The sequence below is a fragment of the Bradyrhizobium sp. WSM4873 genome, assembly GCF_055811355.1.
This window is the reverse complement of the sequence record NZ_JBVVPS010000013.1, coordinates 116,764-141,731: the sequence shown is the minus strand read 5'-3', so window position 1 is coordinate 141,731 and position 24,968 is coordinate 116,764. Positions and strand designations below refer to the sequence as shown.

General features: G+C 64.8%; 22 protein-coding genes and 2 pseudogenes. 12 read left to right on the top strand and 12 right to left on the bottom strand.

Features of this window, described 5'->3' with window-relative positions; translation table 11 throughout:
* Window positions 1-28 precede the first annotated feature (28 nt).
* Window positions 29-1,054, top strand: coding sequence for a histone deacetylase family protein (locus AC0L21_RS19075; protein WP_473263351.1), 1,026 nt, complete (start codon window positions 29-31; stop codon window positions 1,052-1,054).
* Window positions 1,055-1,192: 138 nt separating this feature from the next.
* Here AC0L21_RS19075 and AC0L21_RS19070 read toward each other — a convergent pair.
* The 3 genes and pseudogenes from AC0L21_RS19070 to AC0L21_RS19060 form a co-directional block, all read right to left on the bottom strand.
* Window positions 1,193-2,029 (bottom strand): annotated as a pseudogene (locus tag AC0L21_RS19070) (LLM class oxidoreductase).
* Complete coding sequence (locus AC0L21_RS19065) at window positions 2,026-2,757, bottom strand: 4'-phosphopantetheinyl transferase family protein (protein WP_473263349.1); 732 nt, start codon at window positions 2,755-2,757, stop codon at window positions 2,026-2,028. The pseudogene AC0L21_RS19070 and the gene AC0L21_RS19065 overlap by 4 nt, the downstream one beginning before the upstream one ends.
* A 556-nt stretch (window positions 2,758-3,313) precedes the next feature.
* Window positions 3,314-4,292: pseudogene (locus tag AC0L21_RS19060) on the bottom strand (condensation domain-containing protein); the annotation flags it as partial.
* 137 nt (window positions 4,293-4,429) lie between these two features.
* Between AC0L21_RS19060 and AC0L21_RS19055 the strand changes: the two are divergent.
* Window positions 4,430-5,380 (top strand): DUF6492 family protein, encoded by a 951-nt coding sequence (locus AC0L21_RS19055; RefSeq protein WP_473263348.1) that lies wholly within the window; start codon window positions 4,430-4,432, stop codon window positions 5,378-5,380.
* Between the two features lie 12 nt (window positions 5,381-5,392).
* On the opposite strand, the gene AC0L21_RS19050 is transcribed toward AC0L21_RS19055, so the two are convergent.
* On the bottom strand, window positions 5,393-6,460 hold the full coding sequence (locus AC0L21_RS19050) for an endo-1,4-beta-xylanase (protein WP_473263346.1): 1,068 nt from the start codon (window positions 6,458-6,460) through the stop codon (window positions 5,393-5,395).
* A 305-nt stretch (window positions 6,461-6,765) separates the two neighbouring features.
* Between AC0L21_RS19050 and AC0L21_RS19045 the strand changes: the two genes are divergently transcribed.
* The 3 genes from AC0L21_RS19045 to AC0L21_RS19035 all read left to right on the top strand — a co-directional run bounded on the left by AC0L21_RS19045 (window position 6,766) and on the right by AC0L21_RS19035 (window position 11,264).
* The gene (locus tag AC0L21_RS19045) at window positions 6,766-8,202 is read left to right on the top strand and encodes a lipopolysaccharide biosynthesis protein (RefSeq protein WP_473263345.1); all 1,437 of its coding nucleotides are present in this window, start codon (window positions 6,766-6,768) and stop codon (window positions 8,200-8,202) included.
* A 178-nt stretch (window positions 8,203-8,380) separates the two neighbouring features.
* Entirely contained in the window at window positions 8,381-9,445 is a 1,065-nt protein-coding gene (locus tag AC0L21_RS19040; RefSeq protein WP_473263342.1) for a fatty acid desaturase, read from the top strand.
* A 256-nt stretch (window positions 9,446-9,701) separates the two neighbouring features.
* Window positions 9,702-11,264: a L,D-transpeptidase family protein gene (locus tag AC0L21_RS19035; protein ID WP_473263341.1), complete on the top strand. Its 1,563-nt coding sequence runs from the start codon at window positions 9,702-9,704 to the stop codon at window positions 11,262-11,264.
* A 25-nt stretch (window positions 11,265-11,289) separates the two neighbouring features.
* Here the strand turns inward: AC0L21_RS19035 and AC0L21_RS19030 are convergent, their stop codons facing one another.
* From AC0L21_RS19030 to AC0L21_RS19020, 3 genes are all read right to left on the bottom strand, one after another.
* The gene (locus AC0L21_RS19030; RefSeq protein WP_473263340.1) at window positions 11,290-12,099 is read right to left on the bottom strand and encodes a class I SAM-dependent methyltransferase; all 810 of its coding nucleotides are present in this window, start codon (window positions 12,097-12,099) and stop codon (window positions 11,290-11,292) included.
* A gap of 117 nt (window positions 12,100-12,216) precedes the next feature.
* The gene (locus AC0L21_RS19025; RefSeq protein ID WP_473263339.1) at window positions 12,217-12,753 is read right to left on the bottom strand and encodes a VOC family protein; all 537 of its coding nucleotides are present in this window, start codon (window positions 12,751-12,753) and stop codon (window positions 12,217-12,219) included.
* Window positions 12,754-12,778: 25 nt separating this feature from the next.
* Window positions 12,779-13,768 carry a Bug family tripartite tricarboxylate transporter substrate binding protein gene (locus AC0L21_RS19020; RefSeq protein WP_473263337.1) on the bottom strand — a complete coding sequence of 330 codons (990 nt, stop codon included), beginning with the start codon at window positions 13,766-13,768 and terminating at the stop codon, window positions 12,779-12,781.
* A 117-nt stretch (window positions 13,769-13,885) separates the two neighbouring features.
* Between AC0L21_RS19020 and AC0L21_RS19015 the strand changes: the two genes are divergently transcribed.
* The 3 genes from AC0L21_RS19015 to AC0L21_RS19005 are packed head-to-tail and all read left to right on the top strand — an operon-like array spanning window position 13,886 to window position 15,974.
* Window positions 13,886-14,587, top strand: coding sequence for a TetR/AcrR family transcriptional regulator (locus AC0L21_RS19015; RefSeq protein WP_473263335.1), 702 nt, complete (start codon window positions 13,886-13,888; stop codon window positions 14,585-14,587).
* Window positions 14,565-15,116: a carboxymuconolactone decarboxylase family protein gene (locus AC0L21_RS19010; protein ID WP_473263334.1), complete on the top strand. Its 552-nt coding sequence runs from the start codon at window positions 14,565-14,567 to the stop codon at window positions 15,114-15,116. The genes AC0L21_RS19015 and AC0L21_RS19010 overlap by 23 nt, the downstream gene beginning before the upstream one ends.
* Before the next feature lie 9 nt (window positions 15,117-15,125).
* On the top strand, window positions 15,126-15,974 hold the full coding sequence (locus tag AC0L21_RS19005; RefSeq protein ID WP_473263333.1) for an SDR family NAD(P)-dependent oxidoreductase: 849 nt from the start codon (window positions 15,126-15,128) through the stop codon (window positions 15,972-15,974).
* Between the two features lie 15 nt (window positions 15,975-15,989).
* On the opposite strand, the gene AC0L21_RS19000 is transcribed toward AC0L21_RS19005, so the two are convergent.
* The 4 genes from AC0L21_RS19000 to AC0L21_RS18985 are packed head-to-tail and all read right to left on the bottom strand — an operon-like array spanning window position 15,990 to window position 18,534.
* The gene (locus AC0L21_RS19000; RefSeq protein WP_473263332.1) at window positions 15,990-16,499 is read right to left on the bottom strand and encodes a DoxX family protein; all 510 of its coding nucleotides are present in this window, start codon (window positions 16,497-16,499) and stop codon (window positions 15,990-15,992) included.
* Window positions 16,499-17,278 (bottom strand): HvfC/BufC N-terminal domain-containing protein, encoded by a 780-nt coding sequence (locus AC0L21_RS18995; protein WP_473263331.1) that lies wholly within the window; start codon window positions 17,276-17,278, stop codon window positions 16,499-16,501. Before AC0L21_RS18995 ends, AC0L21_RS19000 begins: the two co-directional genes overlap by 1 nt.
* Complete coding sequence (bufB, locus tag AC0L21_RS18990; protein ID WP_473263330.1) at window positions 17,268-18,182, bottom strand: MNIO family bufferin maturase; 915 nt, start codon at window positions 18,180-18,182, stop codon at window positions 17,268-17,270. The genes AC0L21_RS18995 and bufB overlap by 11 nt, the downstream gene beginning before the upstream one ends.
* Window positions 18,183-18,228: 46 nt before the next feature.
* Window positions 18,229-18,534 carry a BufA1 family periplasmic bufferin-type metallophore gene (locus AC0L21_RS18985; protein ID WP_007600627.1) on the bottom strand — a complete coding sequence of 102 codons (306 nt, stop codon included), beginning with the start codon at window positions 18,532-18,534 and terminating at the stop codon, window positions 18,229-18,231.
* Window positions 18,535-18,852: 318 nt separating this feature from the next.
* Between AC0L21_RS18985 and AC0L21_RS18980 the strand changes: the two genes are divergently transcribed.
* From AC0L21_RS18980 to AC0L21_RS18965, 4 genes are all read left to right on the top strand, one after another.
* Window positions 18,853-20,943, top strand: coding sequence for an adenylate/guanylate cyclase domain-containing protein (locus AC0L21_RS18980; RefSeq protein WP_473263329.1), 2,091 nt, complete (start codon window positions 18,853-18,855; stop codon window positions 20,941-20,943).
* A 102-nt stretch (window positions 20,944-21,045) separates the two neighbouring features.
* Window positions 21,046-21,630 carry a HutD/Ves family protein gene (locus AC0L21_RS18975; protein WP_473263327.1) on the top strand — a complete coding sequence of 195 codons (585 nt, stop codon included), beginning with the start codon at window positions 21,046-21,048 and terminating at the stop codon, window positions 21,628-21,630.
* Between the two features lie 142 nt (window positions 21,631-21,772).
* A complete protein-coding gene (locus AC0L21_RS18970; RefSeq protein ID WP_473263326.1) occupies window positions 21,773-22,957 on the top strand; it encodes an adenylate/guanylate cyclase domain-containing protein in 1,185 nt (394 codons plus the stop codon).
* 137 nt (window positions 22,958-23,094) lie between these two features.
* Window positions 23,095-23,892 carry an adenylate/guanylate cyclase domain-containing protein gene (locus AC0L21_RS18965; RefSeq protein WP_473263324.1) on the top strand — a complete coding sequence of 266 codons (798 nt, stop codon included), beginning with the start codon at window positions 23,095-23,097 and terminating at the stop codon, window positions 23,890-23,892.
* Between the two features lie 31 nt (window positions 23,893-23,923).
* Here the strand turns inward: AC0L21_RS18965 and AC0L21_RS18960 are convergent, their stop codons facing one another.
* Window positions 23,924-24,925 (bottom strand): NADP-dependent oxidoreductase, encoded by a 1,002-nt coding sequence (locus AC0L21_RS18960; RefSeq protein WP_473263323.1) that lies wholly within the window; start codon window positions 24,923-24,925, stop codon window positions 23,924-23,926.
* Between the last annotated feature and the right edge of the window lie 43 nt (window positions 24,926-24,968).

Below are 24,968 nucleotides of genomic sequence, written 5' to 3'. Positions count from 1 at the left end.
ACCCTCAAAGCGACCACGGAGTGTTCGAGTGAAAGCCGTCCATACCGAGCTGCATCGCAGCCACGATCCGCAATTCTTCCTGGTTCGCGGTGTCGTCAAGCGTACCACCGAGCAGCCCGAGCGTGCCGACCGCCTGCTCAAAGGGCTCAAGGACGGCAAGCACCAACTGGTCGAGCCGACATCATTCGGGCAGGGGCCGCGTGCGCGCATCCACAGTCCGGAATATCTATCGTTCCTGAGCGAGGCCTGGGAGGCCTGGACCGCGCTCGGCGATTCCGGTCCGGAGATGATCGGCAATATCCATCCGGTGCGTCATGCCGCGACTTATCCCACCCATATCACCGGCAAGCTCGGCTGGCACACCGCCGACACCGCGGCGCCGATCGGCCCGGGCACCTGGGCCGCGGCCTGCGCTGCGACCGACGTCGCGGTCACCGCGGCACAGATGGTGATGGACGGCGAGGATGCGACCTATGCGCTCTGCCGGCCGCCCGGCCATCACGCCTATCGCGACATGGCCGGCGGCTTCTGCTTCCTCAACAACAGCGCGATCGCGGCGGCGCATCTGCGGCAGAGGCACGAGCGTGTCGTGATCCTCGACGTCGACGTCCATCACGGCAACGGCACGCAAGGAATCTTCTACGCGCGGCCCGATGTCTACACCGTTTCGATCCATGCCGATCCCGTCGCGTATTATCCTTACGTGTGGGGGTACGCGCATGAGCGCGGCGAAGGTCCCGGCCTCGGCGCCAACCTCAACATCCCCCTGGCGATCGGCACCGGCGATGACGGCTACATCCAGGCGATGGACGTCGCACGCAAGGCGATCGAATCCTTTGCGCCCGGCGCCCTCGTCATCGCGCTCGGCCTCGACGCCTCCGAGCACGATCCGCTGAAGGGTCTCGCCGTCACCACACCAGGCTTCCGCCGCATCGGCCAGGCCATCGCAAAGATGGGGCTGCCGACCGTGTTCGTGCAGGAGGGCGGCTACCTCTCGGATATCCTCGGCGCGAACCTGACCTCGGTGCTGGCGGGATTCGAAGAGGCGCGGTGATTTTCGCCGAGTAGCCCATCATTCTCCGTCGTTGCGCGCGTAGCGAAGCAATCCAGAATCTTTCCGCGGAGGGACTCCGGATTGCTTCGCTACGCGCGCAATGACGATGTGGATGGATAGGTCGACTTCATCCACAACTCAAAACATCCCGCTTGCCGTGAGCGCCTTGCAGACGTGCTGCATCTCGGTCTCGTCCGCGACCCCGTCGAGCATGATCGTGGTCAGCCCCTTCGCGCCAAATTCCTTCAGCTTCGCGCCGATCTCCGCGTAGCTGCCGACGAGGTAGGGGCAGTCGGCCTGGAAGGCCAGGAACGGAAGCAGCCAATAGCCATTGTCCGCGAGTTCGCCGCTCTGGCCCTCGTAGAGGCGCCGTTTCCACACGGAATCGCTGTTCTCCACGGTGAGCACGAGCAGCTCGCGATCATCGGCATTATCGCGGAAACGCGCCTTTGCGGCCTGCCGTGCCTCGTCGCGTCCCACGCGGGCGAAGATTCCAAAATTTACCCCGGCGCATCGAGGCCGCGGTCGAGATCGGGTGGCAGCATCTGCATCTTGATGCAGCCGGTCTCCTTCGCCACGCGCCGTGCCGGCTCGGACTGGCCTGCGACCAGAAATTCCGTATGCGACAGCTCGCCGCCGAGCCCCTGCAAATCGCTGACCGCCGTCCCCGTGATCATGTTGAGATAGACCTTGCGGCCGTGGGGCTGCGAAGGACGAGACGAATTTTGCCGCCGTGAACGGGTGCATGTAGACCGGATTGACCGCGATCAGCGGTGAGGACCTCGTCGTCTCGCCGACGATGTGCTGGGCCATCGCCCAGGGCTCGACGAACACGTCGTTGCCTTCGAACAGCAGGATGCCTTCGAAGCCGTTACGGCGGGCGAACTGCGCCACCCGCATCAACTCGCCGACATATTTCTTGGGGGCGCGGTTGCGCGAAATCGCGGGAAAGACGCGCAGCCGCCACGGCGTCATTCAGCCGCCTCCTGCAGCGGCCATGCATTGCGGGTGATGGGAAGGCCGCCGGCGGCGCGGGAGCCGTCGGCGATCGCGAGACGATGCGAGGGCGACGGCGAGATCAGCTGAAATCGCCACCCGTGCGGATCATCGGCGATATCGGGCGTGAAGCTGATCTCGATGGCTTCGCGCGATACTTGCATCGCGAAAGCGTCGAGCGGCAAATTGAGGCCGAAACCCCTGGCCTTCAGATAGGCTTCTTTCAGCGTCCAGTAGTCGAAGAAGCGCTCGGTCGCAGCGGGCTCCGGCAGCCCGCGTAGCGTTTCAACCTCTTCCGGCGCGAAGAACCGAAGCGCAGTCGACAGCGGCGCCACTCGACGCGACACGGTCTCGACGTCGACGCCGACGGTCTCATGCCCTGACACGACGCAGGCGACGCAGCCGTCGGCGTGCGACAGGCTGAAATGCAGCGCGCTCGAGGTCTTGGGCGATACGACAAACGGCCGCCCGTAACGCCCGGGCGCAAATGACCAGTCGGTCGGTGCGACCTCAGGTGCGACGTGCGAGAGCGCAAGGCGCAACATCGCGTGCGCGAAAATATACTGTCGCTGGTGCCGCTCGAACACGAAGCGGTCGGCACGTACCCGTTCGTCGACCGAAAGCAGGCGCCGGCAGGTATCAACCGCATCCGGCGCGTCAAAAGTCTCGATCAGTCCGACAAACAGTTCAATTCTGTCGTCTGCCATCAATTGGGCCCATGGCGTCAGGCCGGGGCCAAATCCCCTGCCATGACGGAAGAATCAACTGAGAAAGAATCCACTAAGCGGACCGCTTCTAGCAGTCCACTCGGGCGAATCCTTGTCGATTGCTGGCCGGTTTACGGGCGCAAGCTTGTGCGAGACCCCAACTCGACACGCGAGCGGCCAAATCTGAAAACTGAAGCCCGAAAACTGAAGCCTGAAGATTCGTACAGCGTCCCGGCCGACGAGTCTTACGTCTTCTTCTTCTTGGACTTCTTGGAGCCGCCCAACATCGAAATGCTGGCGTCGACGTCCTTCAGCGCGGACTGCAGCTTCTTCTTCTCGGCGGCGAGCAACTACTGCAGGGCCTTGCGGTCCTTGTCGCTCAACGAGGTGCCCTTGGTAAATTTGATGAAACCCATAACGAACTCCCCGGTTGAAATATTCGTCCAAATCAAAACGCGAGAATAATCTTGCGCGATGGCGCCAAAGAATCAAGATGCAACTTGGTCATTCACAGCTTTGACGAGTGACCCCGTATTCGCACGTGCTCTGCGGCCGGTCATGCCGCCCTGCGATTGAGCAATCGGCCGAGTGGCGCCGCGACGAGATCCTCCATCCACTGGCCGACGGCAGCGCCGTCGAGCAGCTCGCTCTTGTAATTGCATGAACCGGTGATTCCCGTCGGCCGCTCCTTGAGCATCAGCACAGCCAGGTCTGGTCGATCGGCAGCACCGGCTGGCCTTCGCGGGCGACGTTGCCGATCGATCCTGTCGTGAGGTCAGGCAAGATCGAGCGGCTGGCGCAGCGGATTTTGCAGGGTGAAGTAGACCTGGAGCAGCGAGGCTGGATCGCCCCCTTTCCTGCTCGAACAGCACGCCGATCGACCAGCCATCGACGACGGCGTGGTGCGGCGTCAGCAGCAACACGTGATCGCAATCGTGGAGTCGCAACAGCCGGGCGCGCAGCAGCGGCGCGCGGGTGGTGTCGATCGGGACATAGGTCTCCTGTTCGATCAGGAGATTGATCTTGCGGAGCTCCAGCGCCGTGCGCCGCTTGTTGTTGTGGGGCTGACCGTCGCCGATCGTCTCGACGGGCAGGATACGGCCGAGGGCGCCGGGCGCGGCGACGCGGCTGACGGGCTCCCCGCCGCTCCAGCCGAAATGGGTCCGCAGCGATTTGTGCCGGCGCACGATGTCGTCGATCGCCTGCGCCAGGGCAGCCAGATTGAGCGGCCCCTGGAGACGGAAGGCGAAACGCAGGTTGAACAGCGGCAGTCCCTGAAGATTCTGCTCGATCCGCAGCATCTGCTCCTGCGCGATCGAAAGCGTGGGAGGGCTGCTTTCGATCAGGCTCGCTCCAGCCAGCCTCGCTAGACTTGCGGCCGGCTTGTGTGGCTTTGCCGCGACGGCCTCGTCGACCCGTCGGGCAATCTCGTCGATCGTCGGTGCCTCGAAGATGGTCTTGATCGGCAGCGACACGCCGAGCGCCCGAGCGACGCGCGCCATCGCCTGGCCCGCCAGCAGCGAATGGCCGCCGAGCGCTTTCGCTGCATCGAGCAGGGGCTGCCGTCGGATGGCTAATGCTTCGTTTCATTTTACCTTGATTGCGAATGTAAGTATCCAACGCGTCTCGGCGCCGCTATGACTGCGGCCTGATCGCCATACGAGCGCGCGCCATGCATTCCGTTGCCCTGCTGACCGCCAGCTACGCCAAGGATATCGAGCGCTTTTCGCTGCTCAGCGAGAGCATCGACACCTGGTTGACGGGCTACACGCGGCATTATGTTCTCGTTAACGATGAGGATCTGCCGCTGTTCGCGCGGTTCGCTTCCGACAAGCGCGTCATCGTTCCGGCCTCCCGCTATTTGCCGAAATGGCTGTGGGCGCTGCCGCCGGCCCTCCAATTCATCAGCAAACGGCGCGTCTGGCTGTCGCTGCTGTCGTCGCCCGTTCATGGCTGGCATATCCAGCAGATCCTCAAGATCGCCGGCGTCCTCAACGTGCCCGAACAGCGCGTCTGCATCCTGGATTCGGACAATCTGTTCTTCCGCGAATTCGACGTCGGCCAGTATGCCGGCGCCGAGAAGACGCCGCTGTTCGTCACGCGCAACGGGATCGACGCCGCCCACCCCTTGCATGTCCTGTGGCTCCGCACCGTCGATCAGCTCCTTGGCATCAAGGACCGGTCCTTCCCCGCCGACGACTATGTCGGCAACGCGCTGGTCTGGGACAAGGACACCGCGCGTGCGATGACCGACGCGATCAAGTCGGCGACGGGATTGAACTGGGTTCTGGCACTGTGCCGGAAGAAGAAGTTCTCGGAATATCTCATGTACGGCCATTTCGTCGCGAACGCGCCCGCGCATCTGGCCACCCATCGGATCACCGAGGACAGCATCGCGGTCTCGCATTGGGATGACACCCGCCTCGACCGCCCGGCTATCGAATCGATGATGCGCGCCGCTTCGCCCGACCAGGTGGCGCTGTGCATCCAGTCCTATTCGTCGACCTCGATCGACGACATCCGCGACGTGTTCCGCCTCAGCTCGCGCGACCGTCGCAGTCCGAGCCTGTCTCCGGAGGACATGGGGGACGAGGTTCAGTTCGAGGCTCCGAAGACGCGCTGAGACCCGGCGCCTTCACGCGTCCTTCGTGAACTTACTGATCACGTTCATGAACGGCTTCGGCTTGAACTCGCCGTCGAGCGGCAAGGGACGGTTCGGCTGCTTGTCCGCCCGCGCAAAGGTGCCGTTGATCCAGCTGTAGCGGTCCGAGAGGCCCCAGGTCAGGATCGAGCGCACTGGTCCGCTGGTCGAGATCGCGGTCAGGAGATCGTCGACGCGCTTGGCGACGATGGCATCGCGCTCCGCCGGCGTCCCCGTCAGCTTCTGGTCGTCGACATCGAGTTCGGTGACGTACACCTCGAGCCCCCAGGCGCGCAGCTCGGTGACGAACTCGGCGAGCCCATGGGTGTCGATCTCGAGTTCGGCATGCAGATGCGATTGCAGTCCCACGGCATGCAACGGCACGCCCTGGTCGAGCAGGTCCATGATGAGATTGCGGTAGGCCGCGCGCTTCGCAATGAACGTGTCCTTTGCCGACTCGATGTCGTATTCGTTGATCGCGAGCTTGACGAAGGGGTCGGCCGCGGCCGCCGTGCGGAACGCCAGCGGAATCCAGCGATTGCCCAGGTGCTGCGTCCAGAACGAATCGCGCCGGTCTCTTGGACTGCGTGGATTGTCCGGAATCGGCTCGTTGACGACGTCCCACGACGTCAGCTTGTCCTTGTAATAGGAGACGACGGTGCCGATGTGGTCGAGATAGGCGCGCTCGACGCCCTTGGCATCCATAATCTGCTTGGTCCAGTCCGGAATGTCGTGATACCAAGCGAGCGCGTGGCCGCGCATCGTCAGGTCGTTCTGCCGCGCGAAATCCAGGATCGCGTCGGCACGTTCGAAGGCAAAGGTGTGCGCGTCCGGACGCAGCATCGGCCATTTCAGCTCGAGCACCGGAACCACCTGCGTGCAATAGGTGCTGATGGCTTCGCCGAGCCTGGGATCGGCTTGCAGATCCCAGAGCGTGGCCGCGGCACCGAAACCCGGACGGCGCTGCGCCAGTTTCGACGCCGGCGCTGCGGACGCCGATGCGGCTGCCGCGAGTGCTGCGGCGCTGCCGAGGAGAAATTCGCGTCTGTCGAGCCTGGTCACGGCGTTCCTTGTCGAGCCAACGCGCCATCGTACCAAGCGGCGCCTTGCAACGCCGGGGTTTCCCCTCGTTGGGTTAACTTTGCTATCTGCGAATCTCGGTTCCTTTCCAGTGGTCGTGCTCCCACCAGGGAAGGGCAAATTTAACGCTAACCCGCGAAAGCGGCCTCAAAGCCGCATTCGCCGCCCGATCTCCAGACTTATGTGACATTCTTGAGAGATGCTGCGGCGCAATTCGTTCGCCCCGCCATGGTCCAATTGATGAACGGCCGTCACACTCGCAACAACGTTGCCGGTCCCGTGCTCGCATGCTGAACCGCCACTTCTCGATTTATCTCGTCGCCTACATCCTGCCTGCGGCGGTGGGCTTCTTCGCCGTCACGGCCTACACCCGGCTGCTGACGCCGGCGGAGTACGGCGTCTATGTTGTCGGCATCAGCCTGGCGGGCATTCTGGGCGCGATCTTCTTCGCCTGGATCAAGCTCTCGGTGTCGCGCTATCAGGCGATGTCGGCCGAGGTGGATTTTCGCGGCACGGCGATGGTCGCCTTCGCGCTCACCGTTGCCGTCCTCTGCGCCACCACGCCGCTGGTCTTCCTGTTCCGCAGCGATCTCAGCGTCGGGCTGTTGCTTGCCAGCATGTTCGTCGCGATCATGGCGAATGCCGTCGATGTCGGCCAGGAGTTCGAGCGCGCAAAACTGCGCCCTTACAGATTCGCGGCGATCTCGATCGTGCGCAGCGTATCCAGCGTCGGTTTCGGCCTGCTCGGCATCTGGCTCGGCTGGGGTGGACTGGGACTGCTTGCCGCATTCGGCCTGGGTTCGCTCGCCGGGATCATCCTGAACCTCGTCGGTGACCGCACCAGGATCGCGCGCTTTCAGCGCAGCCAGTTCGTGCAGCTCGCGCGCTACGGCCTGCCGCTGACGCTGGCCGGATTGTCCGTCGCGGTCTACTCGGCCTGCGACCGCCTCATCGTGGCTTATTTGCTCGGCAAGGACGCCGCCGGCATCTTTGGCGTCGCCGCCGATCTGCCGCGACAGTTCATGGTCATGATCGCCTCCAGCGTCGCCGCGGCAACCGTGCCGCTGGTGTTCCGGTCATTGTCGGAGAAAAACAACGAGACGACGCGGGAGCGGCTGACCGAGAGCCTCGAACTTCTGCTCGTCGTGGTCGCGCCCGTCGCCGTCTGGCTCGCGCTCGCAGCCGACCAGGTTGCCGGCACGCTCGTCGGCGTCGACTTCCGCGCCGGGGTGTCGGCATTGCTGCCGACCCTGGTGCTCGCGCGCTTGTTCGGTATCGCCAATCAATTCTACGTGCAGATCAGCTTCCAGCTTGCCGAGCGGCCGTTCATGCTGGCGGCGCAGTCGTTCCTGACGCTGGTCGTCAGCGTGGCGTTGATGTTCGTGCTGGTGGCCGGCCATGGCCTCTACGGCGCGGCGCTGGCGACGCTTGCGACCGAAGCGATCGGCTTCCTCGTTGCCGTCGTCCTGATGCATCGCGCCCATCCGGTGCCTTTCGACCTCCACCGCCTCGCCGGCGTTGCCGTCTCCGCCGCGGCGATGGCGGCTGCGATTCTCGTTGCACGATCCCAGGTCAATGGCATCGGCCTCGTTGCGCTCATGGTCGTGAGCCTTGCGGGCGGCCTCGCTTATGTCGCCGCCGGGTGGTTGCTGAACGTCGCAAATGTCCGGACGCTGTCGCTGCGTTTCCTGCGAACCTTCAATCGCAAGGCGCTGGGCGTTTAGCCGCGGTCTCTGACGAGACTCGGCCTCTTCGTCTGAAGCTCTGAAAGCGCCGCCTGGCTTGGCGATGGCTCGGTTCCGGCCGGAGCGCACAGCCGCCCGGGTCCAGGCGTAGGGCGATTTTGTTGCGTCGGTGGCCATAACCGTGCTTCTTGGGCGGCATGTCGGGAGCAGAGCAGATATGAGCCAAGGAATACCGGAAATCCGCGCATCGGCGCAGTTGCTCGCCCGCTATCGCGAGCCCGACAATGCGCGGGGTGTCCTCGAACTGGCGATTACGGCGATACCGTTCGTCGTCATCTGGGCTCTGATTTGGGCCGCTCTTGACCAGGGCTATTGGTTTGCCCTCCTGCTGGAGGTGCCCGCCGCGGGTTTGCTGGTCCGCCTCTTCATGATCCAACATGATTGCGGACACGGCTCTTTCTTCCGCGGCCGCCTTGCGAACGATTGGGTCGGCCGTGCCCTCGGCGTGATGACACTGACGCCATACGGCTACTGGCGGCGCAACCATGCAGGCCATCATGCGAACTCCGGCAATCTCGATCAAAGGGGCTTAGGCGACATCGACACGTTGACCACGCGCGAATTTCTCGGGCGGTCGCGATGGCGTCGGACGCTATACCGTCTGTATCGCCATCCCCTCGTGATGTTTGGCGTCGGTCCCAGTTATTTGTTCATCTTGAAGCACCGGTTGCCGGTCGGGATGATGCGTCGCGGCTGGAAACCCTGGCTGAGCACGATGGGCACGAACACCGCCCTCGCGATTCTCGCCGTCACGATGATCCAGCTGGTCGGCTATGGGCCGTTCCTGCTTGTGCATCTGCCGATCGTGGTCCTGGCAGCGTCGATCGGTGTGTGGCTGTTCTACGTCCAGCATCAGTTCGAGCACACGCACTGGGCCCACGACGAAACCTGGAATTTTCACGACGCCGCGCTGCACGGCAGCTCTCACTACCAACTGCCGGCTGTCTTGCGATGGTTCACGGCAAATATTGGCGTCCACCACATCCATCATTTGTCCAGTCGAATTCCCTACTATCGCTTGCAGGACGTGTTGCGCGACCATCCACAGTTCGCTGGTGTCGGGCGGATTACGCTGCTCCAGAGTTTGCGGACCGTGCGGCTGACCTTGTGGGACGAGGAGCGGCAGCGGCTGGTCTCTTTTGGAGAGGCCGCCTTGTTTGGCAAGGCAGCTTACGCCGCCCCCGCGCGGCTGCCGACTGCCGTTAATCCGCGCGTGCGGTAGCTGGGTTCTGTGCGAGCCGTCGATCCGAAGGCGACGGGCGTTCAGCGTCCGCCCCCCGGACATTCTGCCGCAGCGATAGACCGCCAGCTTCGGCCGCACGCCGCCCTTCCGCCTGCGCCAACCGTCGTATATGAGGTTTATCGCCGGAACGTGCCGAATGTCGCCACAGACGGAACGTAAGGCGGCTGCAATTTCTTAATTCAAAGATCGCAATCTGATCAATGACCGGCGGACTGGCATTTCGACCGAGGATGGCATGAGAAACCTGATGACAACGGCGCAATCTACCGTGGCGATGCGGCGTTGGGGGCCTCCCGGAATTGTGACCTTGGCGGCGATGCTCGTCTTTGCGGCTGTGGCCGTGGCCCCGGCCAATGCGGCCAAGCAGGCGCGTCAGCCGGCCGAGGCGGTGGCGCCGCGCGAGGCCGGCGAACCGATCATGGCAATCGTCTCGATCAAGAGCCAGCAGGTCACCTTCTACGACGCCGAGGGCTGGATTTTTCGCGCGCCGGTGTCCACCGGCACCACGGGACGCGAGACGCCGGCCGGCGTCTTCGCCATCGTCGAGAAGGACAAGGACCACCACTCGACCATGTATGACGATGCCTGGATGCCGAACATGCAGCGCATCACCTGGAACGGCATCGCGCTGCATGGCGGGCCGCTGCCCGGCTATGCCGCTTCGCATGGCTGCGTACGGATGCCGTTCGGCTTCGCGGAGGGCCTGTTCGACAAGACCAACATCGGGATGCGGGTGATCATCTCGCCGAACGACGCAGCTCCGATCGACATCGTTCATCCCGCATTGTTCATGCCGAAGCGGGAAGCCATTGCGGCGGCGCCGGGCCAGATCGGCAAGCTCTCCGGCGAGGCCGAGGAGGCCACAAGGGCGGCCGACGAGGCCAAGAAGGCTGCGACCTTGGCCGCGAAAGAGGCGGCATCGCTGCCGGCCTCGCTGCGCAAGCTGGAACAGCAGAAGACCCGCGCTGACGCCGAGTTCGCCTTTGCCGACAAGCAGCTCGCGGCCGCCAAGACCGATCAGGCTCGGGCCAAGGCCGAGGAGCTGAAGCAGAAGGCCGCCACCAGGGCTGCCGACGCGACGACGCAGCTCGATGCTGCCAAGATCGCCGCACAGCCGAAGCGCGATGCGGTCGCGGCCACGAAAGAGGCGGCCAAGGCGGCAGCGGCCAGGAAGGCCGACGCCGTGAAGGCCGCGACCGACGCAAAGCTCGCGCTCGAGCCGGTCTCGGTCTACATCAGCCGCGCGACGCAGAAGCTCTATGTGCGGCGGAACACGCACAAGCCGGCACCGGACGGCGGCGGCGAGGTGTTCGACACCAGCATCGAGGTTCCCGTCACGATCCGCAATCCCGACCAGCCGCTCGGCACGCATATCTTCACGGCGATGGCGAAGAACGATATGGGCCTGCGCTGGAGCGTGGTCACGATCGAAGACGGCGACAACGCCAGGAACGCGCTCGATCGCATCACCATCCCGCAGGAGGTGCTCGACCGCATCGCGCCGACCGCGTTGCCGCGGTCCTCAATCATCATCTCGGACGAGCCGCTGAGCAGCGAGACCAACTACCGCACCGAGTTCGTCGCGGTGCTGAGCAACCAGCCCCAGGGCGGTTTCATCACGCGCAAGCCGACCGCGCCTCCGATGGCGATGGCGAGCGACGACGGCTGGGACAATGGCGGCAACGGTTTCGGCTTCTTCTTCCAGCGCGATCCGAATCCGCAGCCCGTCAATCCGCGCCGGCGCGGCCAGTATCAATATTACCAGCCGGCACAGCCGATGCAGCGGGGCTTCTGGTAGGAGGCGGACAGATCGAAGCCCGTCACTACCGCGCCTCGATCACGATAGCCTGGATCTTGCCTTCAATCGGCCCGGCCCCATGGCGCATTCGGATCGCCTCGGCAACGATGTCGGTCGCGGCCTGAAGCTTGCTGGCATCGCGTGCCTCGATCTCGCTGCGCAGCGGCGTGCCCTGGCAGAGCGCGATCGCCACGTGCTCGGGCGACGGCGCGCGGCTTATTTCAGCTCGCGTTTCGATCGATATGTCACGGAAGCCTGCGCGTTCGAGGTCGGTTCTGATGGCGGCCTTGTCGTGATAGCCGTGCGGCGTCCGGGCCATGAAACGGGGCGGGTCGTCGGGAAACAGCTTTTCGAGCGCGACCGTTGCTTCGTGCGTCAACACATTGTCCTCGATGCGATCCCAGACGTTGAACACGAACGTGCCGTCGCCCTTCAGAACGCGCTTCACTTCCCCGTAGGCCTTGACGCGGTCCGGAAAGAACATGGCGCCGAACTGGCAGCAGACCACGTCGAATTCGGCATCGTCGAAGGGCAGGGCCGATCCGTCGGCCTGGCGCCACGAGATGCGATCGTCGTCTGCCTGACGCTGCGCCGCGACAGCGAGCATGGGCTCGTTGAGGTCGGTCGCGACATAACGGACGCCGCGCGGCAGCGCCGCCGCGACAGCGCGCGTCACGGCGCCGGTGCCCGCCGCGATCTCGAGCAGCACGGAGGGCGAGCGGGCCGCGACACGTCTTGCGATGTCCTCGGCGTAAACGGCGAAGATCAGCGGCACCAGATAGTCGTCGTAGAGTTTCGGGATCGAGCCGGCGAAAACCTTGTCAGTGTTGGACATGCTTGCCTCGCTGAAGGTTCGGACACGAAGCTCACGTTACCATGGATTGCCGTCTACCGCGCCAGCAGCACGGTGAGCCCGGCCGGTTGCTGCATCGCCTTTGCCGGGCCGCCGGCGTCATCGGCTCCCGCCGACCTCCCGGATCGGCCGCGTACCGTCCCAGATCAAAGCCGCCTGCCGGACCTTCTCGAAGAACGGCCCCTTGGTGCCGCTGATGTCGGAGATCTCGATCACGGTGCCCGGATGGGCATGGGTGTCGAAATAGGCAAAGCGCCCCCTGTCGCCGCCGATCTGGCCCTCATGGCCGATCCTGTAGCCGAGCCCGAGCGCCCTGTCATAGAGCGCCTGGTAGTCGTGGCTCCAGTAGGACATGTGCTGGAGGCCTTCGTGGCCGGACTCGAGGAATTCCCTGTACAGCGAGGGCGCGTCGTTGCGCTGCTGGATCAGCTCGATCTGGAGATCGCCGGAATTGGCCAGCGCGATGCTCATCTCGACGGCAGAGTTTTCGCCGCGATGGCGAAACCAGTCGGTCTTGACGCGGTCCATGTAGTACCAGGGACCGACGCCCATCACCTCGATCCAGTGCTTCATCGCGGCGTGGATGTCCCGCACCACATATCCGTTCTGGCGCACCGCGCCGAAGATGCGGCTCATGCCAGCGTCCTCCTCGTTACTTGGCTCACTTCACTTCAATGCCCGCGTCCTTGGCAACCTGCTTCCAGGCCGCGATGTCGCGGGCGTTGATGTCGCGCTGCTCGTCGCCGGGCACGAATTGCGGCGTGATGCCGAGCCCCAGAAGCTTCTCCTTCACGGTCGTATCGCCGAGCGCCTCCTTCAGCGCCGCCGACAATTTCTGCGCGATCGGCTCGGCGAGGCCCGCAGGCGCATACATCGCCCAGGACAGGCTGCGATCGAACGGCACGCCCTGTTCCTTGTAGCTGGCGACATCCGGCAGGCTCGGCGAACGCTCGCCGCAGGCGGCCAGCGCCTTGATCGAGCCGTCCTTCACCAGCGGCGTCGCGGTCGCCATGTCGAGTGTCGCCAGCGAGATATGGCCGCCGAGCAGATCGCCGGCCAATTTGGCGATGCCATTGAACGGCACGTGGTCCATCTTGATTCCGGTCTGTTGCATCAGGATTTCCGCGCAGAATTGTCCGGTCGAGCCCACGCCCCAGCTTCCGTACTGGATCGGTTCGCCCTTCTTGCTCAGCGCAATCAGGCCCTTGATGTCGTTGGCGGCAAAATCCTTGGTCGCCACCAGCATGATCGAGGACGTGCCGATGCGCCCGATCGTGGTGAAATCCTTGATCGAATCGTAAGGCAGTTTCGGATAGATCGCCGGCGCCAGCACATGCGTGGTCATGCCGCCGACGGTGATGGTGTAGCCGTCATTCGCCGATGCCGCGACCATCTGCGTGCCGAGCGTGCCGGCAGCCCCGGTGTGGTTCTCGATATAGACGCTCTGTCCGAGCGTCTTGCCCATCCTGTCGCCGAGCAGCCGCCCGATCACGTCGCCGCCGCCACCGGCCGCATAAGGCAGCAGCATCCTGATCTTGTGCGTGGGATAGGCGGCTGGGTCCTCGGCGCGCGCAGGCAGCATTGCCGAGGACGCTACGACCAATGACAATGTTGCAGCGCGCAGCAGACGAAAATGGACGAAGCGCGCCATGACCAAGTCTCCCAGATTGCTCTCCGCTTCTTTTGAGAGCGGAGTTGAAGCGCAAGACCGAACGAGCGATCGTGCCGATGGGTTGACTAACGAACGATCGTTCGTTAGTCAAGCCGCATGGCTGTCCACACCACCAGCGCGGCGGAAGCGGCTGCGCCTACGACCCGCGCGCGCATCCTCGCCGAGGCGCTCCATCTGTTTGCGCAGAGCGGCTATGGCGGCGCCTCGATGCGCGAGCTCGCGCGTCGCGTCGGCATCCGCGAGAGCAGCCTCTACAATCACTTCGCCGGCAAGGCCGCGATCCTCGAGGCGATCGTCAGCGAGCACGGTCCGGCCAGCTCGGCGAGCCGGCTGGAAGAGCCGCGCTACAAACAGCTCGCGCGCCAGCCCGCCGCGTTCTGCCGGCAGTTTGCATTGGACCTCGTCGAGCAATGGTCCGATCCGCGCGAGCACCAGTTCCAGAAAGTCATCACCGCCGAGCGCAATCGCGTGCCCGGCATCCGCGCCAAATTCGCCGATCATTTCTACGCGCGCGAGCAGAGTATGATGACGGATTACTTCCGCGGCTTTGCGCTCGCCGGTCTGGTCTCGACGCCGGACCCGCGCGAGACCGCGCGGCTGTTCGCAGCCGGGCTGATCTACATTCGTCTCGAGCATTACGTGATGGGCGCGGCACCGTCGCCGCGGCCAAAGGTGATCGAGGCGATCGATCGCTATCTCGCCTTCTTCCTGTCGCTGATCGCGGCGGATGGCGGGACGCGGGACAACAAGAAACGAAAAGCCAAGGGAGAGAATCGTGGCAAGGCTGCCCCTGATTGATCCGGAGACGACCAGCGGCGACATCCGCGCCTCGTTCGACCGCATGCCGGTCAAGCTGAATATTTTCCGCATGATGGCCCATGCCGAGGCCAACATGATCCCGGCGATGCGGCTCGGCAATTCGATCCTGCACAAGCAGAAGCTCAGTGCCGTCAACCGCGAGCTGTTGATCCTGCAGGCCGCGCAGCTCGAAGGCGGCGCCTATGAATGGCGCCAGCACGTGCCGATCGCGCTCGGGGTCGGCTGCACGCAAGCCCAGATCGATGCGGTCGAGCGCACCGACTACGATGCCGCCGGCTTGAGCGGGGCCGAGCGCGCGCTGCTGAAATTCGGCCGGGAAGTGGTCGAGAACGTTCGCGTTCCCGAGGCGATCTTCGCCGCCATGCGCGAGCATTTCAGCGACCAGGAGATCGTCGAATCCATCGTCGCGCTCGGCTTCTACATGATGATGGCGCGTGTCACCGAGGCGACCGAGACCGATCTCGATCCGGCAGCCGGCATGAAGGTGTATGACGGCGGCAAGAAATAGGCGGCTCGCGTGTCCGAAAATCCCGACACCAGGCCGGAGCGCTATGTCCGCCCGCCGAGCGCGGAATCGCTGGGCGAAGCGCCGGGCAGGGGGCGCCTTAAGGGGCGTCGCATCCTGATCGTCGGCGGTGGCCAGCGTGTGTTCGACGCCGCCACCGATCCGATCGGCAACGGCCGCGCCATGAGCATTCTGTGCGCGCGTGAGGGCGCCAAGGTTGCGGTCGCTGACCTAAACCGAACCTCGGCCGAGCACACCGTCAAGCGCATCGCCGACGAAGGCGGCGAAGCCTTTGCGATTGCCGCTGACGTCACCTCGGAGGCCGACGTCCTGCGCATGATCGACGAGGCGCATCGCGCCGTGGGCGGGCTCGACGGCATGGTCCTCAACATCGGCACCTTCGGCAAGGTCGGGCTCGACGCCGTCAGCCCGGAGGAGTGGAATGCGGTCTACGACGTCAACGTTCGCGGTCCCATGCTGTGCTGCCGTGCGGGCCTGCCGAAGTTCGACAACGGCGGATCGATCGTCTTCATCTCCTCGATCGCCGCGCTGAAGGCCGGCTCGCAGATGGCGGTGTATGATTCCTCGAAAGCCGCGCTCGGCGGCCTCATGCGCAACATCGCCCATCTCGGATCGCGCCGCGGCATCCGCGCCAACCTGGTCTATCCCGGCCTCGTCGACACGCCCAACGGCCGCGAGGCCGGCGCCGGCCGCCCCTCGCGCGGCAAGGGCCACGTCCCGTTCGGCCGCCAGGCCACCGCCTGGGAAATCGCCTATGCTGTGCTGTTCTTCCTCTCGGACGAGAGCGTTTACGTCACCGCGCAGACGCTCGCGGTCGATAGCGGTCTGAGCGGGATGTGAGAGGGCGGCTCGCGCCTATGGCCGGGGGCCGCGCGCTTGGCAGATCAGGTGGTCCAGCGAGACGCGTCCGGGCCCGTAGGCCATGATGCCGAGCGCCATCGCCGCCCAGGTAATGTGGATCGGCCAGCCGTCAGGCACGGTCAGCTCGACGATGACGGTCATGAACAGCAGTCCGAGCGCCGCAAACCGCGTGCCGAAGCCGAGCAGGAGGAGGATCGGGAACATGATCTCTCCGCATCCGGAGAGGAACGCCATGACCGTCGGCGCCGGATAGTGATAGGGCCCGCCGGGCAGATGCAGCATGAACTCGTCGCTGAACAACGTCACCGCGGTGTCGTTGAGCCTGAGGAAGCCTGCCCATTTGAGCATGCCGGAACGCCAGAACGGCACCGCCAGCGCGACGCGCAGCACGAGCTGAACGACCGACGGCGAGGCGATGGCCTGCACCAGATGATTGGCCTTGTCGACGAGGAGCCCGAGCGAGGGCAGGCCGCCACCCGCCTGCATGCGTTGATCCGTGATCATCAGACGTCTCCGAAAGCGATTGAGGTGAAGGCGCCCGCCTCGATCAGGCCGGTGATGTTCGAAGCAAGGTCGAACTCGGCCGCCGCGTCCAGCGCGCGTGCGGCGGCCTCGCCGAGCGGCCGACCCGACATCAGGCTGCTCGCGAATGCTGCTCCGCCGGGCGGCAGGTGCCGGACCACGACATCGAATTCGCCGCGCGTGACCAACGCGTCCTCCGGTGTCGCAGCGTCGATGCGCCCGACCGGCGACGTATCGCGGTTGGCGGCGAATATCGTCACCGCCGCGAATTGCGACCGCACGATTCCCGCCGCCGGGTGCGGTATGAGAACGAGATCGCCGAGCCGCTCCGGCGCAACCGCTTCAAGCTGCGCCGGCGATAGCGGTGCCGCGTCGGCGGCGTGATAGGCATCGAGCCAGGCCCGCTCGATGCGGGCGACATCTGCGAGCCATGGCATCATCTGCGCATGTTCATATTGCGCGATGAAGGCCGGGAAGTCGCGGCCATAGTCGAACAGCAGCGGTGAGATCGGGGGCGTCTGGCGAACATGGAAGCGCGCCATGGCGCGGAAGAAGTCGGTGCCGGTGATGCGCTGCACCGCCGGATAGATCGCAGCGAGCGCGTCGATCAGGCTGAACGTGACGTTGTTGCGGTAGATATCGTAGCGCTTGCCGGGTGCCTTGCCGTTCGGACCAGCCACGATCTCAGGCGCGGGGCGCGCCGGGTCGAGCAGCGCCGGTGCAAAGGCTGCGGCAAAGCAAAGGTCAGGCTCAGGCGGCATGACGATCTCCCGTCAATCCGACCGTGCGGCAACGATCGAGGATAGCCTGCGCGGCGGCGGCTTCCGCCTGCAGGACCGGCCAATCCGGGATGTTGCTGTCCCACTCGATGAGCGTCGGCACGCCACCGCGGCGCTGGACGACGATCCCGTACAGCTTCCACACGGCGTCCGCGACCGGGCCGTCATGGCTGTCGATCAGCAGCAGATCGCCTTCGTCGTCGGTCTGCTCGGCATGGCCGGCGAGATGGATCTCCCCGACGCGGGACAGCGGAAAATCCGCGAGGTAGTCGAGCGCGGAGAATCCGTGATTGGTCGCGGATACGAATACATTGTTGATATCGAGCAGCAGCCCGCAACCGGTCCGTTCGGCAACGGCGCGGATGAAATCCGTCTCACTCATCGACGATTCGCGGAAGGCGATATAGGTCGACGGGTTTTCCAGCAGCAGCGGGCGGCGGATCGCGTCCTGCACCTGATCGATGTGATCGCAGACGTTTCGGAGCGTGGCTGCGGTGTAAGGCAGCGGCAACAGATCGTTGAAGAAGCTGGTCTCATGCGTCGACCAGGCGAGATGCTCGGATACCAGCGCGGGCTGGTAACGCGCCACCAGTTCGCGAAAACGGGCCAGATGCGCCTTGTCGAGCGGCTGCGGTCCGCCGATCGACATGCACACGCCGTGCAGCGACAGCGGATGGTCGCGGCGGATGGCTTCCAACGCGCGATGCGGCGGTCCGCCTGCGCCCATATAGTTCTCGGCGTGGACCTCGAAGAAGCCGCGCTGTGGTTTCGCGCCCAGGATCGCCTGAAGATGTTCAGGCTTGAAGCTCGTCCCGGCGACGTCGCCGATGGGGGCGGAATAGCGGAGGGGCACCGCAGACATGTCAGGCGCGATTGCCGTCGTCATGGTTTCTCTCCGCTCTTCCGTGTTGTGGTGGTCGCGAGCCAGCGCGTCAGACCGGCTTGAGCGAGCCCTTCTTGCCGCCCGGCAGCTCGATGCTGGTGCAGGTGCCGCCCTGGACGAATTTCCAGGCATTGCCCTGGAAGTCGGCGGTCGAGGTGCCCTGGCAGGTCGTGCCCGGTCCGGCGGCGCAATCGTTCTGGCCCTTCAGCGCGACGCCGAAGCATTTTTCCTTTTTGGCCGCGACGGCCGCGTCGCCCTCGGCCTTGGTCAGCGGAGCGGCAGTGGCCAGGGTCGCCAGTGCGGTCGACATGGCGCCGGCGAGAACGAGCGTGGTCACGGCAAGTTTGGCAGACATTGAAGTTTCTCCTGTTCGAGATGGCATCGCCTGGCAGGCGAACAGCGCCTTGTTCGGTTCGCCTCGCACCCGGCTCGCGTTACCAATCAAGTAGGTCACGAGTTTGTGAGGCGGTTAGATGGGCGCACGGGCTGTGCGCTTGGATCGGATTAGCGGTGACTGGCCGGTCAATCCAATGCCTAGTCTCTATCGAGACCTTAGCCGGAGAGCATTGGCGGCGGGGCGCGGTGGCTGCCACGGGTAACGAATGCATACGCGCTGCGTAGAGCGGTAACAGGAGGTGGCCAGTCGCCGCTTTGCCGGAGAACGGAAACAGCGATGAATGTTGATCCCGGACGGCACCTGCGCGCGATCGCGAAGCTGACGGTCAGCATTCGGCTCGCCGTCTCGGCGCTGGTCCTGACCGCGATCCTTTTGACCGCCGCCCTCTCCAGCCTGTTGTGGTGGCGCACGGCGGAGGCGGCGAGCCGGCAGCTCGCATCGACCATCAACGAACAGATCGTGGCCGCTGTCCGCAAGGAGGTCGCCGCGATCGTGGACGAGGCGCGTGCCGCCCACACCGCGATCCGCACCCTGTTCCTGCAGAACGTGCTCGACACCCGCGACGCCGACAAGCGCGAATTCGTGTTCTTGTCGCAACTACAATCGCAGGCGACGATCTCCTGGGTCGCCTTTGGCTGGCCCGACGGCTCCTTCTTCGCCGCGCACAAGCTCGGCGACCGCCGCCTCGAAATGATGGAGATCTCGCTGACTGATCATGCCGGCCAGCGCCGCATCGACGAATACGAGGTGGTGCCCGGCGACATCGAATTCGCCAATCGCCGTTTCGAGCCGACCGATTTTCGGGTCGCCGATCGCGCCTGGTTCAAGACCGGGCTGGCGGCCGGGGAGCCGGAGTGGTTCAAGGTCATGGACCATCCGACCGGCGAGCGGCCGTCGATTGCCTTTGCCGGTCCGATCGACGTCTACCAGGAGCGGCAGGGCGTCCTCGCCATCGTCATCGAGTACACAAGGCTCGCGCGCTTCCTGTCGCAGCTCGAGGTCGGCCGCACCGGAACGGCTTTCATTATTGACGGCAGCGGCGAGCTGATCGCGGCACCTGACAAGGATGCCGACGAGCTGCACGCCGCGAAGAGCGATACGACGCTGCTACCGCTGGCGCGGATGGCACTCGTGAAGGCGGGCGAAGATGGCCACAAGGAAGCCTGGCGAAGCCGGCTGACATCGGTTGGCGCGGCTTACGAGGTGGCGCTGACGCCGCTGCCGTTTCCTGGCTGGTCGTTGGCGACCGTGATCCCCGAGGCCGAGTTCCTCGGTCCGGTCGAGACGACATTGCGCCGCCTGATCCTCGGCCTTGCCATCGGCGCCGTGCTCGCAGCGCTGGCCTCGGCGATGCTGGCGCGCTCCGTCATCGCCGCACCGCTGTCGCGCGTCGTCGGCGAGCTGCGTCACGTCGAAGCCTTCGCGCTGGAGCAGGTCCGCCGCCATCCGTCGCGGCTGAAGGAGATCGCGAGCCTGTCCGGCGCGATCGCCGAGATGGCGGCCGGCCTGTCGGCGTTTCGCAAATTCATCCCGGCCGATCTGGTCCGCTCGCTGTTGCGCCAGGGCGTCGAGGCTAGGCCAGGTGGCAGCATGCAGGAGCTCAGCGTGATGTTCGTCGACATCGCCGGCTTCACCGGGCTGTCCGAGCGGCTGGGCGACCGTGTCGTGCCGCTGTTGTCGCGCTATCTCGACCTCGCCTCCGAGGCCGTCGTCGCCCATGGCGGCACCATCGACAAGTTCATCGGCGACGCCGTCATGGCGTTCTGGGGCGCGCCGCAGCCGCAGGCCGACCACGCGCTGCGCTGCTGCCGCGCGGCGCTCGGCTGTTGCAGGGCCATCGCGGCGTCGGGCCTTGCCGACGATCTCGGCCAGCCGCTCCAGATCCGGATCGGGATCAACTCCGGCCGCATGCTGGTCGGCAATATCGGCTCCGAGCTGCGCCTGAATTATACCGTAATCGGCGATGCCGTGAACGTCGCGAGCCGCCTCGAGGGCGCCAACAAATCCTACGGCACGCAAATCCTCATTGGCGAAGCGACCGAACGTCTCGCACGCGGCGCCATCGTCACGCGCGAGATCGACAGCATCGCCGTGTATGGACGCGAGGAGGGTTTTGCGGTTTACGAATTGGTCGGACTCGCCGGCGAGGACGGCGGCCAGACGCTTGATTGGATCGCCCGCTACGAACAGGGCCTCGCCAACTATCGCGCGCGCCGGTTTGCGGCCGCACTCGCCGATTTCGAAGCCGTGCTGAATATGCGCGGCCCGGATCGCCCGGCTGAACTGATGCGCGACCGCTGCCGGCAGTTGCTTGAGAGCACGCCTGATGTCGCGTGGCGTCCGGTCGCGGCACTGACGACGAAGTAGTCGCCAAGATTGGCGTGCTGCCGGAAGCGAGCTGGCTACGATCATGTCTGCATGATACGCAACTGACACCCGCCCTCTTGCGCTCCCGGACCACCTCGAGACATGAAAACCACACTGCTGAAATCCGAAGACTACACCCGCTCGCCCTGGAAGAACGGCGGCGGCATCTTCACCGATATCGCGGACGCCCATCGCGCTGGTTCCCCAGTGAAGGATTGGGACTGCCTGCTGTGGCGCTTCGCGGCCACGCCGATCGTGGCGCCCGGGCCGTTCTCCCATATGCCCGGCATCGACCGCTTGCAGATGGTGGTCGGCGGACGCGGGCTGGTGCTGAAATCGCCCACCCAGGAATTCGACGAGCGCGAGCCGTTCACGACGGTGCGTTTCACCGGCGAGCTCGATATCGTCACCGAGCTCGAAGAAGGGCCGGTCGAAGTCGTGAATTTGATGGGTCGGCGCGGTGCGGTCGCGCTTGAGCTCGAAGCGCTCAGGGAGCCCGGTGAGCGGCGATTGTCCGCCGGCACGCATCTAATTTATGCGGCGCGCGGCGACTGCAGCATCCGTCTCGACGGCACGGATTTTACGGTTTCGCACGAAAACACGTTGAAGGTCGAACTGACGGGGGCGTCGATGCTTGCGCTCGTCTCGGGGCTGGCCGTGCTGGGCTCCATCCAGATCGTCGGCTGAACGGCGTTCCCGCCCATCAGGCGATGCGTACAATCCGTGCAACTGGCTAGGTTGACGCCGTCGCACCGGAGCACGATATCTGCCCTGATGCAGACCGCCGCCCAAAGCACGATGTGGGTGGCCACGATATGAACGGGCAGATATGACCACGCCAGAGAAGAAATCCGCCACGCTGTCCGACGGCGTCGTCGATTGGCTGATCAACGGAACGCGCGACGAGCGCTTCATCGACAATATCTTTGCCGAGATGTGCATCCGGCTTCAGCAGGCCGGCATTCCGCTGGCGCGGTCGACGCTTCACGTGCTGATCCACCATCCGCAATGGCTGGGGGCCCGCTTCATGTGGTCCGACGGCATGCGCGAGGCGGAGATTGCACGGGTCGACCATGACGTCCGCGAGCGGTCCGAGTTCATCGGCAGTCCCGCCAACGAAATGTTCGATGGCGCGACCGAGTTGCGCGAAAATCTCGAGCAGGACCCCGCGCTCGGCCGCAAGCACGCTCTCTACCGCGAGATGCGCGCGCAGGGCCTCACCGACTATGCGGCCTGGCCGCTCTATCACACGCTCGGCAAGCGCCATCTCGTCACCTTCGCGACCAACCGGCCCGGCGGCTTCGACGACGCGCACGTCGCCGCCCTCAAGAACATACTGCCGGTGCTGGCGCTGGTCAGCGAGATTCGCATTAAGAACCGGCTGGCGCGGACGCTGCTCGAGACCTATGTCGGCTCCCACGCCGGCGAGCTCATCCTCGCCGGCGCCACGCGGCGCGGCACCGGCACGACGGTGCGCGCCGCGATCATGATCTGCGATCTGCGCGACTTCACCAAGATTTCCGACAATTGGCCGCGCGACGACGTCATCGATCTGCTCAACGACTATTTCGACGCGATGTCGGAGCCGATCGCGCGACATGGCGGTGAGATCCTGAAATTCATCGGTGACGGCCTGCTCGCCATCTTTCCACTGAGCGAGCCCAAGGCCTGCGCAAACCTGCTGCATGCCGTGACCGAAGCCCGTCAGGCCATGATTGCGTTGAATGCGCGCAACGACGGCACCGGCCGCGCGCCGCTGAACTACGGCATCGGCGTCCATGTCGGCGACGTCATGTACGGCAATATCGGATCGTCCACCCGGCTCGATTTCACCGTGATCGGTCCCGCCGTCAACATGGCCTCGCGACTCGAAGCCTTGACCAAGCAATTGGGAAAGAAGGTGCTGCTGTCACGCGACTTCGCCGAACTGGTCGAGCGAGAGTTCGAGCTGGAGCATGTCGGAAAATATGAGGTGCGCGGCTTCAGCGATCCGATCGAGCTTTTTGCGTTTTGAAGATGACGGACGCCCCCGGGGCTACGCAGCGGGCGGGCTCCGAGTCCTGTTGCCAACGCAGGATTGTGTGACTACGCTCTGGGGCGACGCCGCCCGAGCGTTTCATCCAAGCGTGTCATTCGATCGGCCGCACGTTCATGCCAAAATTCCTCCGAATCGGAATCCATCAGTCGAACGTATCGGGTTACACGTCGAAGGCGTGGTGCGTCCGGCGCGTGGGCACGGCGATCCTCCTGAAATGGGGCGCCGTGGAGGTCCAGGGCGCCGGTGACGGACGAAAGGTCTATTGGACCCGTCTGCCGCAGGAGAAGACCATTCGCTGCGGCAGCGCGCAGCGTGCCCAGGATTACGCCAAGGCCGCGATCGCGCGGCGCCGCAACCATCGCTATGAACCGCTGACCGGCGCCATCGTGCTCCGGCGCCGACCGGCCGCCGGCAACACCGAGCTCAAGCGAGCCCTCGCCACGATCCTGATCGTCGATATCGTCGGCTCCACCGCAAAAGCCGCAAAGCTCGGCGATGTCCGCTGGACCAAAATCATGGGCCATTATTACGCGGCGGTCCGCAAGGAGCTGAAGAGCTCGCGCGGCAAGGAAGTCACGACGACCGGCGACGGCGTGCTGGCGACGTTCAAGACGCCGGCTGCGGGAATCAATTGCGCGGCCGCGATCCAGAAGGCCGTGCGTACGCTCGGCCTCGAGGTCAGGGTCGGCCTGCATGCCGGCGAATACACCGTGAGCGGCACCGAGGCGGTCGGCCTCGCCTTCCATATCGGCACCCGCGTCGCCGCAAAGGCGCGCGCCGGTGAAGTCTTGGTCTCCAGCGCGGTCAAGGAGCTGCTGGCGCCGCAGTCCGAGATCCGCTTCAGGGATCACGGCGTGCATCAGCTCAAGGGCGTCCCGGAGCGCTGGCGGCTGTGGCGGGTGGAGGGCTGAGGCGATTGCGCGTGAGCGCGCGTCAACGCCATCATCTCATCTGGACGACGACCTTGCCCTTGGCCCGCCCCTTTTCGAGATAGGCCAGCGCCTGTTTCGCCTGTTCGAACGGAAATACCTTGTCGATCACCGGTCGGATGCGCTCGGCCTTGAGAAGCTCGCCGATCTCAGCGAGCTGGCTGCCGTCGGGATGCACGAACACGAACGAATATGAGGCGCCGATCTTGCCGGCGTGGCGAATGATCTTGCGGCTCAGCCATCCGAACAGGAACACCATGACGAAGTTCATGCCCCGGCCCCGCGCGAACGCGGCGTCCGGCGGCCCGACCAGCGAAGCAATCCTGCTCCCCCGCTTCAGGATTTGAAGCGATGTCTCGAGCGCATCGCCCCTGAGCGTGCCCAGCACCGCGTCGTAGTCCCGCAGCACCGCTGCGAATTGCTGCGTCTTGTAATCGATCACCTCGTCGGCGCCGAGGCTGCGCACCAGATCAATATTGCCGGTACTGGTCGTCGTCCCCACTTTTGCTCCGAGATATTTCGCGAGCTGGATCGCGAACGTGCCGATCCCGCCGGCGCCCGCGGGGATGAACACCTTCTGGCCGGGCTTGAGGCCTATGCGCTCTCTGAGCGCTTGCCACGATGTCAGACCGACCATCGGAATCGAGGCCGCCTGTACGAAGTCCAGGTTTGGCGGCTTGAGCGCGGCGGCATCCTCCGGCACGATCGCGAATTCGGCGAGAGCGCCGGTGCCGAGATCGAAGATGCTGGCAAAGACGGCGTCGCCCGGCTTGAAGCGGGTCACGCGGCTTCCGACCTCGACGACGACGCCCGCGAGATCGCTGCCGAGCGTGGCCGGCAGCTGAAACTTGAGGATCGGCTTGAACGTCCCTTTCGGAATCATGTTGTCGATCGGGTTCAAGCCGGCGGCGTGAACCTGGACCAGGATTTCGTTCGGCTTGGGCGTCGGCCGGGGGATGTCGGCCAACGCGATCTGGTCCGGCTTGCCGTAGCGCTTGAAGACGAGTGCTTTCATTTTTCCTCTCGATCCGAAGGTTCTTCGCAACGGCAAGCTTGCT

Bases quoted from the DNA above. Each gene is read 5' to 3' on its own strand.
- AC0L21_RS18970 (WP_473263326.1), top strand. From the start codon at position 21,773: ATGACCACGCCAGAGAAGAAATCCGCCACGCTGTCCGACGGCGTCGTC.
- AC0L21_RS18985 (WP_007600627.1), bottom strand. From the start codon at position 18,534: ATGTCTGCCAAACTTGCCGTGACCACGCTCGTTCTCGCCGGCGCCATG.
- AC0L21_RS19015 (WP_473263335.1), top strand. From the start codon at position 13,886: ATGGCTGTCCACACCACCAGCGCGGCGGAAGCGGCTGCGCCTACGACC.
- AC0L21_RS18980 (WP_473263329.1), top strand. From the start codon at position 18,853: ATGAATGTTGATCCCGGACGGCACCTGCGCGCGATCGCGAAGCTGACG.
- AC0L21_RS19030 (WP_473263340.1), bottom strand. From the start codon at position 12,099: ATGTCCAACACTGACAAGGTTTTCGCCGGCTCGATCCCGAAACTCTAC.
- AC0L21_RS18965 (WP_473263324.1), top strand. From the start codon at position 23,095: ATGCCAAAATTCCTCCGAATCGGAATCCATCAGTCGAACGTATCGGGT.
- bufB (WP_473263330.1), bottom strand. From the start codon at position 18,182: ATGACGACGGCAATCGCGCCTGACATGTCTGCGGTGCCCCTCCGCTAT.
- AC0L21_RS19045 (WP_473263345.1), top strand. From the start codon at position 6,766: ATGCTGAACCGCCACTTCTCGATTTATCTCGTCGCCTACATCCTGCCT.
- AC0L21_RS19040 (WP_473263342.1), top strand. From the start codon at position 8,381: ATGAGCCAAGGAATACCGGAAATCCGCGCATCGGCGCAGTTGCTCGCC.
- AC0L21_RS19020 (WP_473263337.1), bottom strand. From the start codon at position 13,768: ATGGCGCGCTTCGTCCATTTTCGTCTGCTGCGCGCTGCAACATTGTCA.
- AC0L21_RS18995 (WP_473263331.1), bottom strand. From the start codon at position 17,278: ATGCCGCCTGAGCCTGACCTTTGCTTTGCCGCAGCCTTTGCACCGGCG.
- AC0L21_RS19035 (WP_473263341.1), top strand. From the start codon at position 9,702: ATGAGAAACCTGATGACAACGGCGCAATCTACCGTGGCGATGCGGCGT.
- AC0L21_RS19065 (WP_473263349.1), bottom strand. From the start codon at position 2,757: ATGGCAGACGACAGAATTGAACTGTTTGTCGGACTGATCGAGACTTTT.
- AC0L21_RS19055 (WP_473263348.1), top strand. From the start codon at position 4,430: ATGCATTCCGTTGCCCTGCTGACCGCCAGCTACGCCAAGGATATCGAG.
- AC0L21_RS19000 (WP_473263332.1), bottom strand. From the start codon at position 16,499: ATGATCACGGATCAACGCATGCAGGCGGGTGGCGGCCTGCCCTCGCTC.
- AC0L21_RS18975 (WP_473263327.1), top strand. From the start codon at position 21,046: ATGAAAACCACACTGCTGAAATCCGAAGACTACACCCGCTCGCCCTGG.
- AC0L21_RS18960 (WP_473263323.1), bottom strand. From the start codon at position 24,925: ATGAAAGCACTCGTCTTCAAGCGCTACGGCAAGCCGGACCAGATCGCG.
- AC0L21_RS19025 (WP_473263339.1), bottom strand. From the start codon at position 12,753: ATGAGCCGCATCTTCGGCGCGGTGCGCCAGAACGGATATGTGGTGCGG.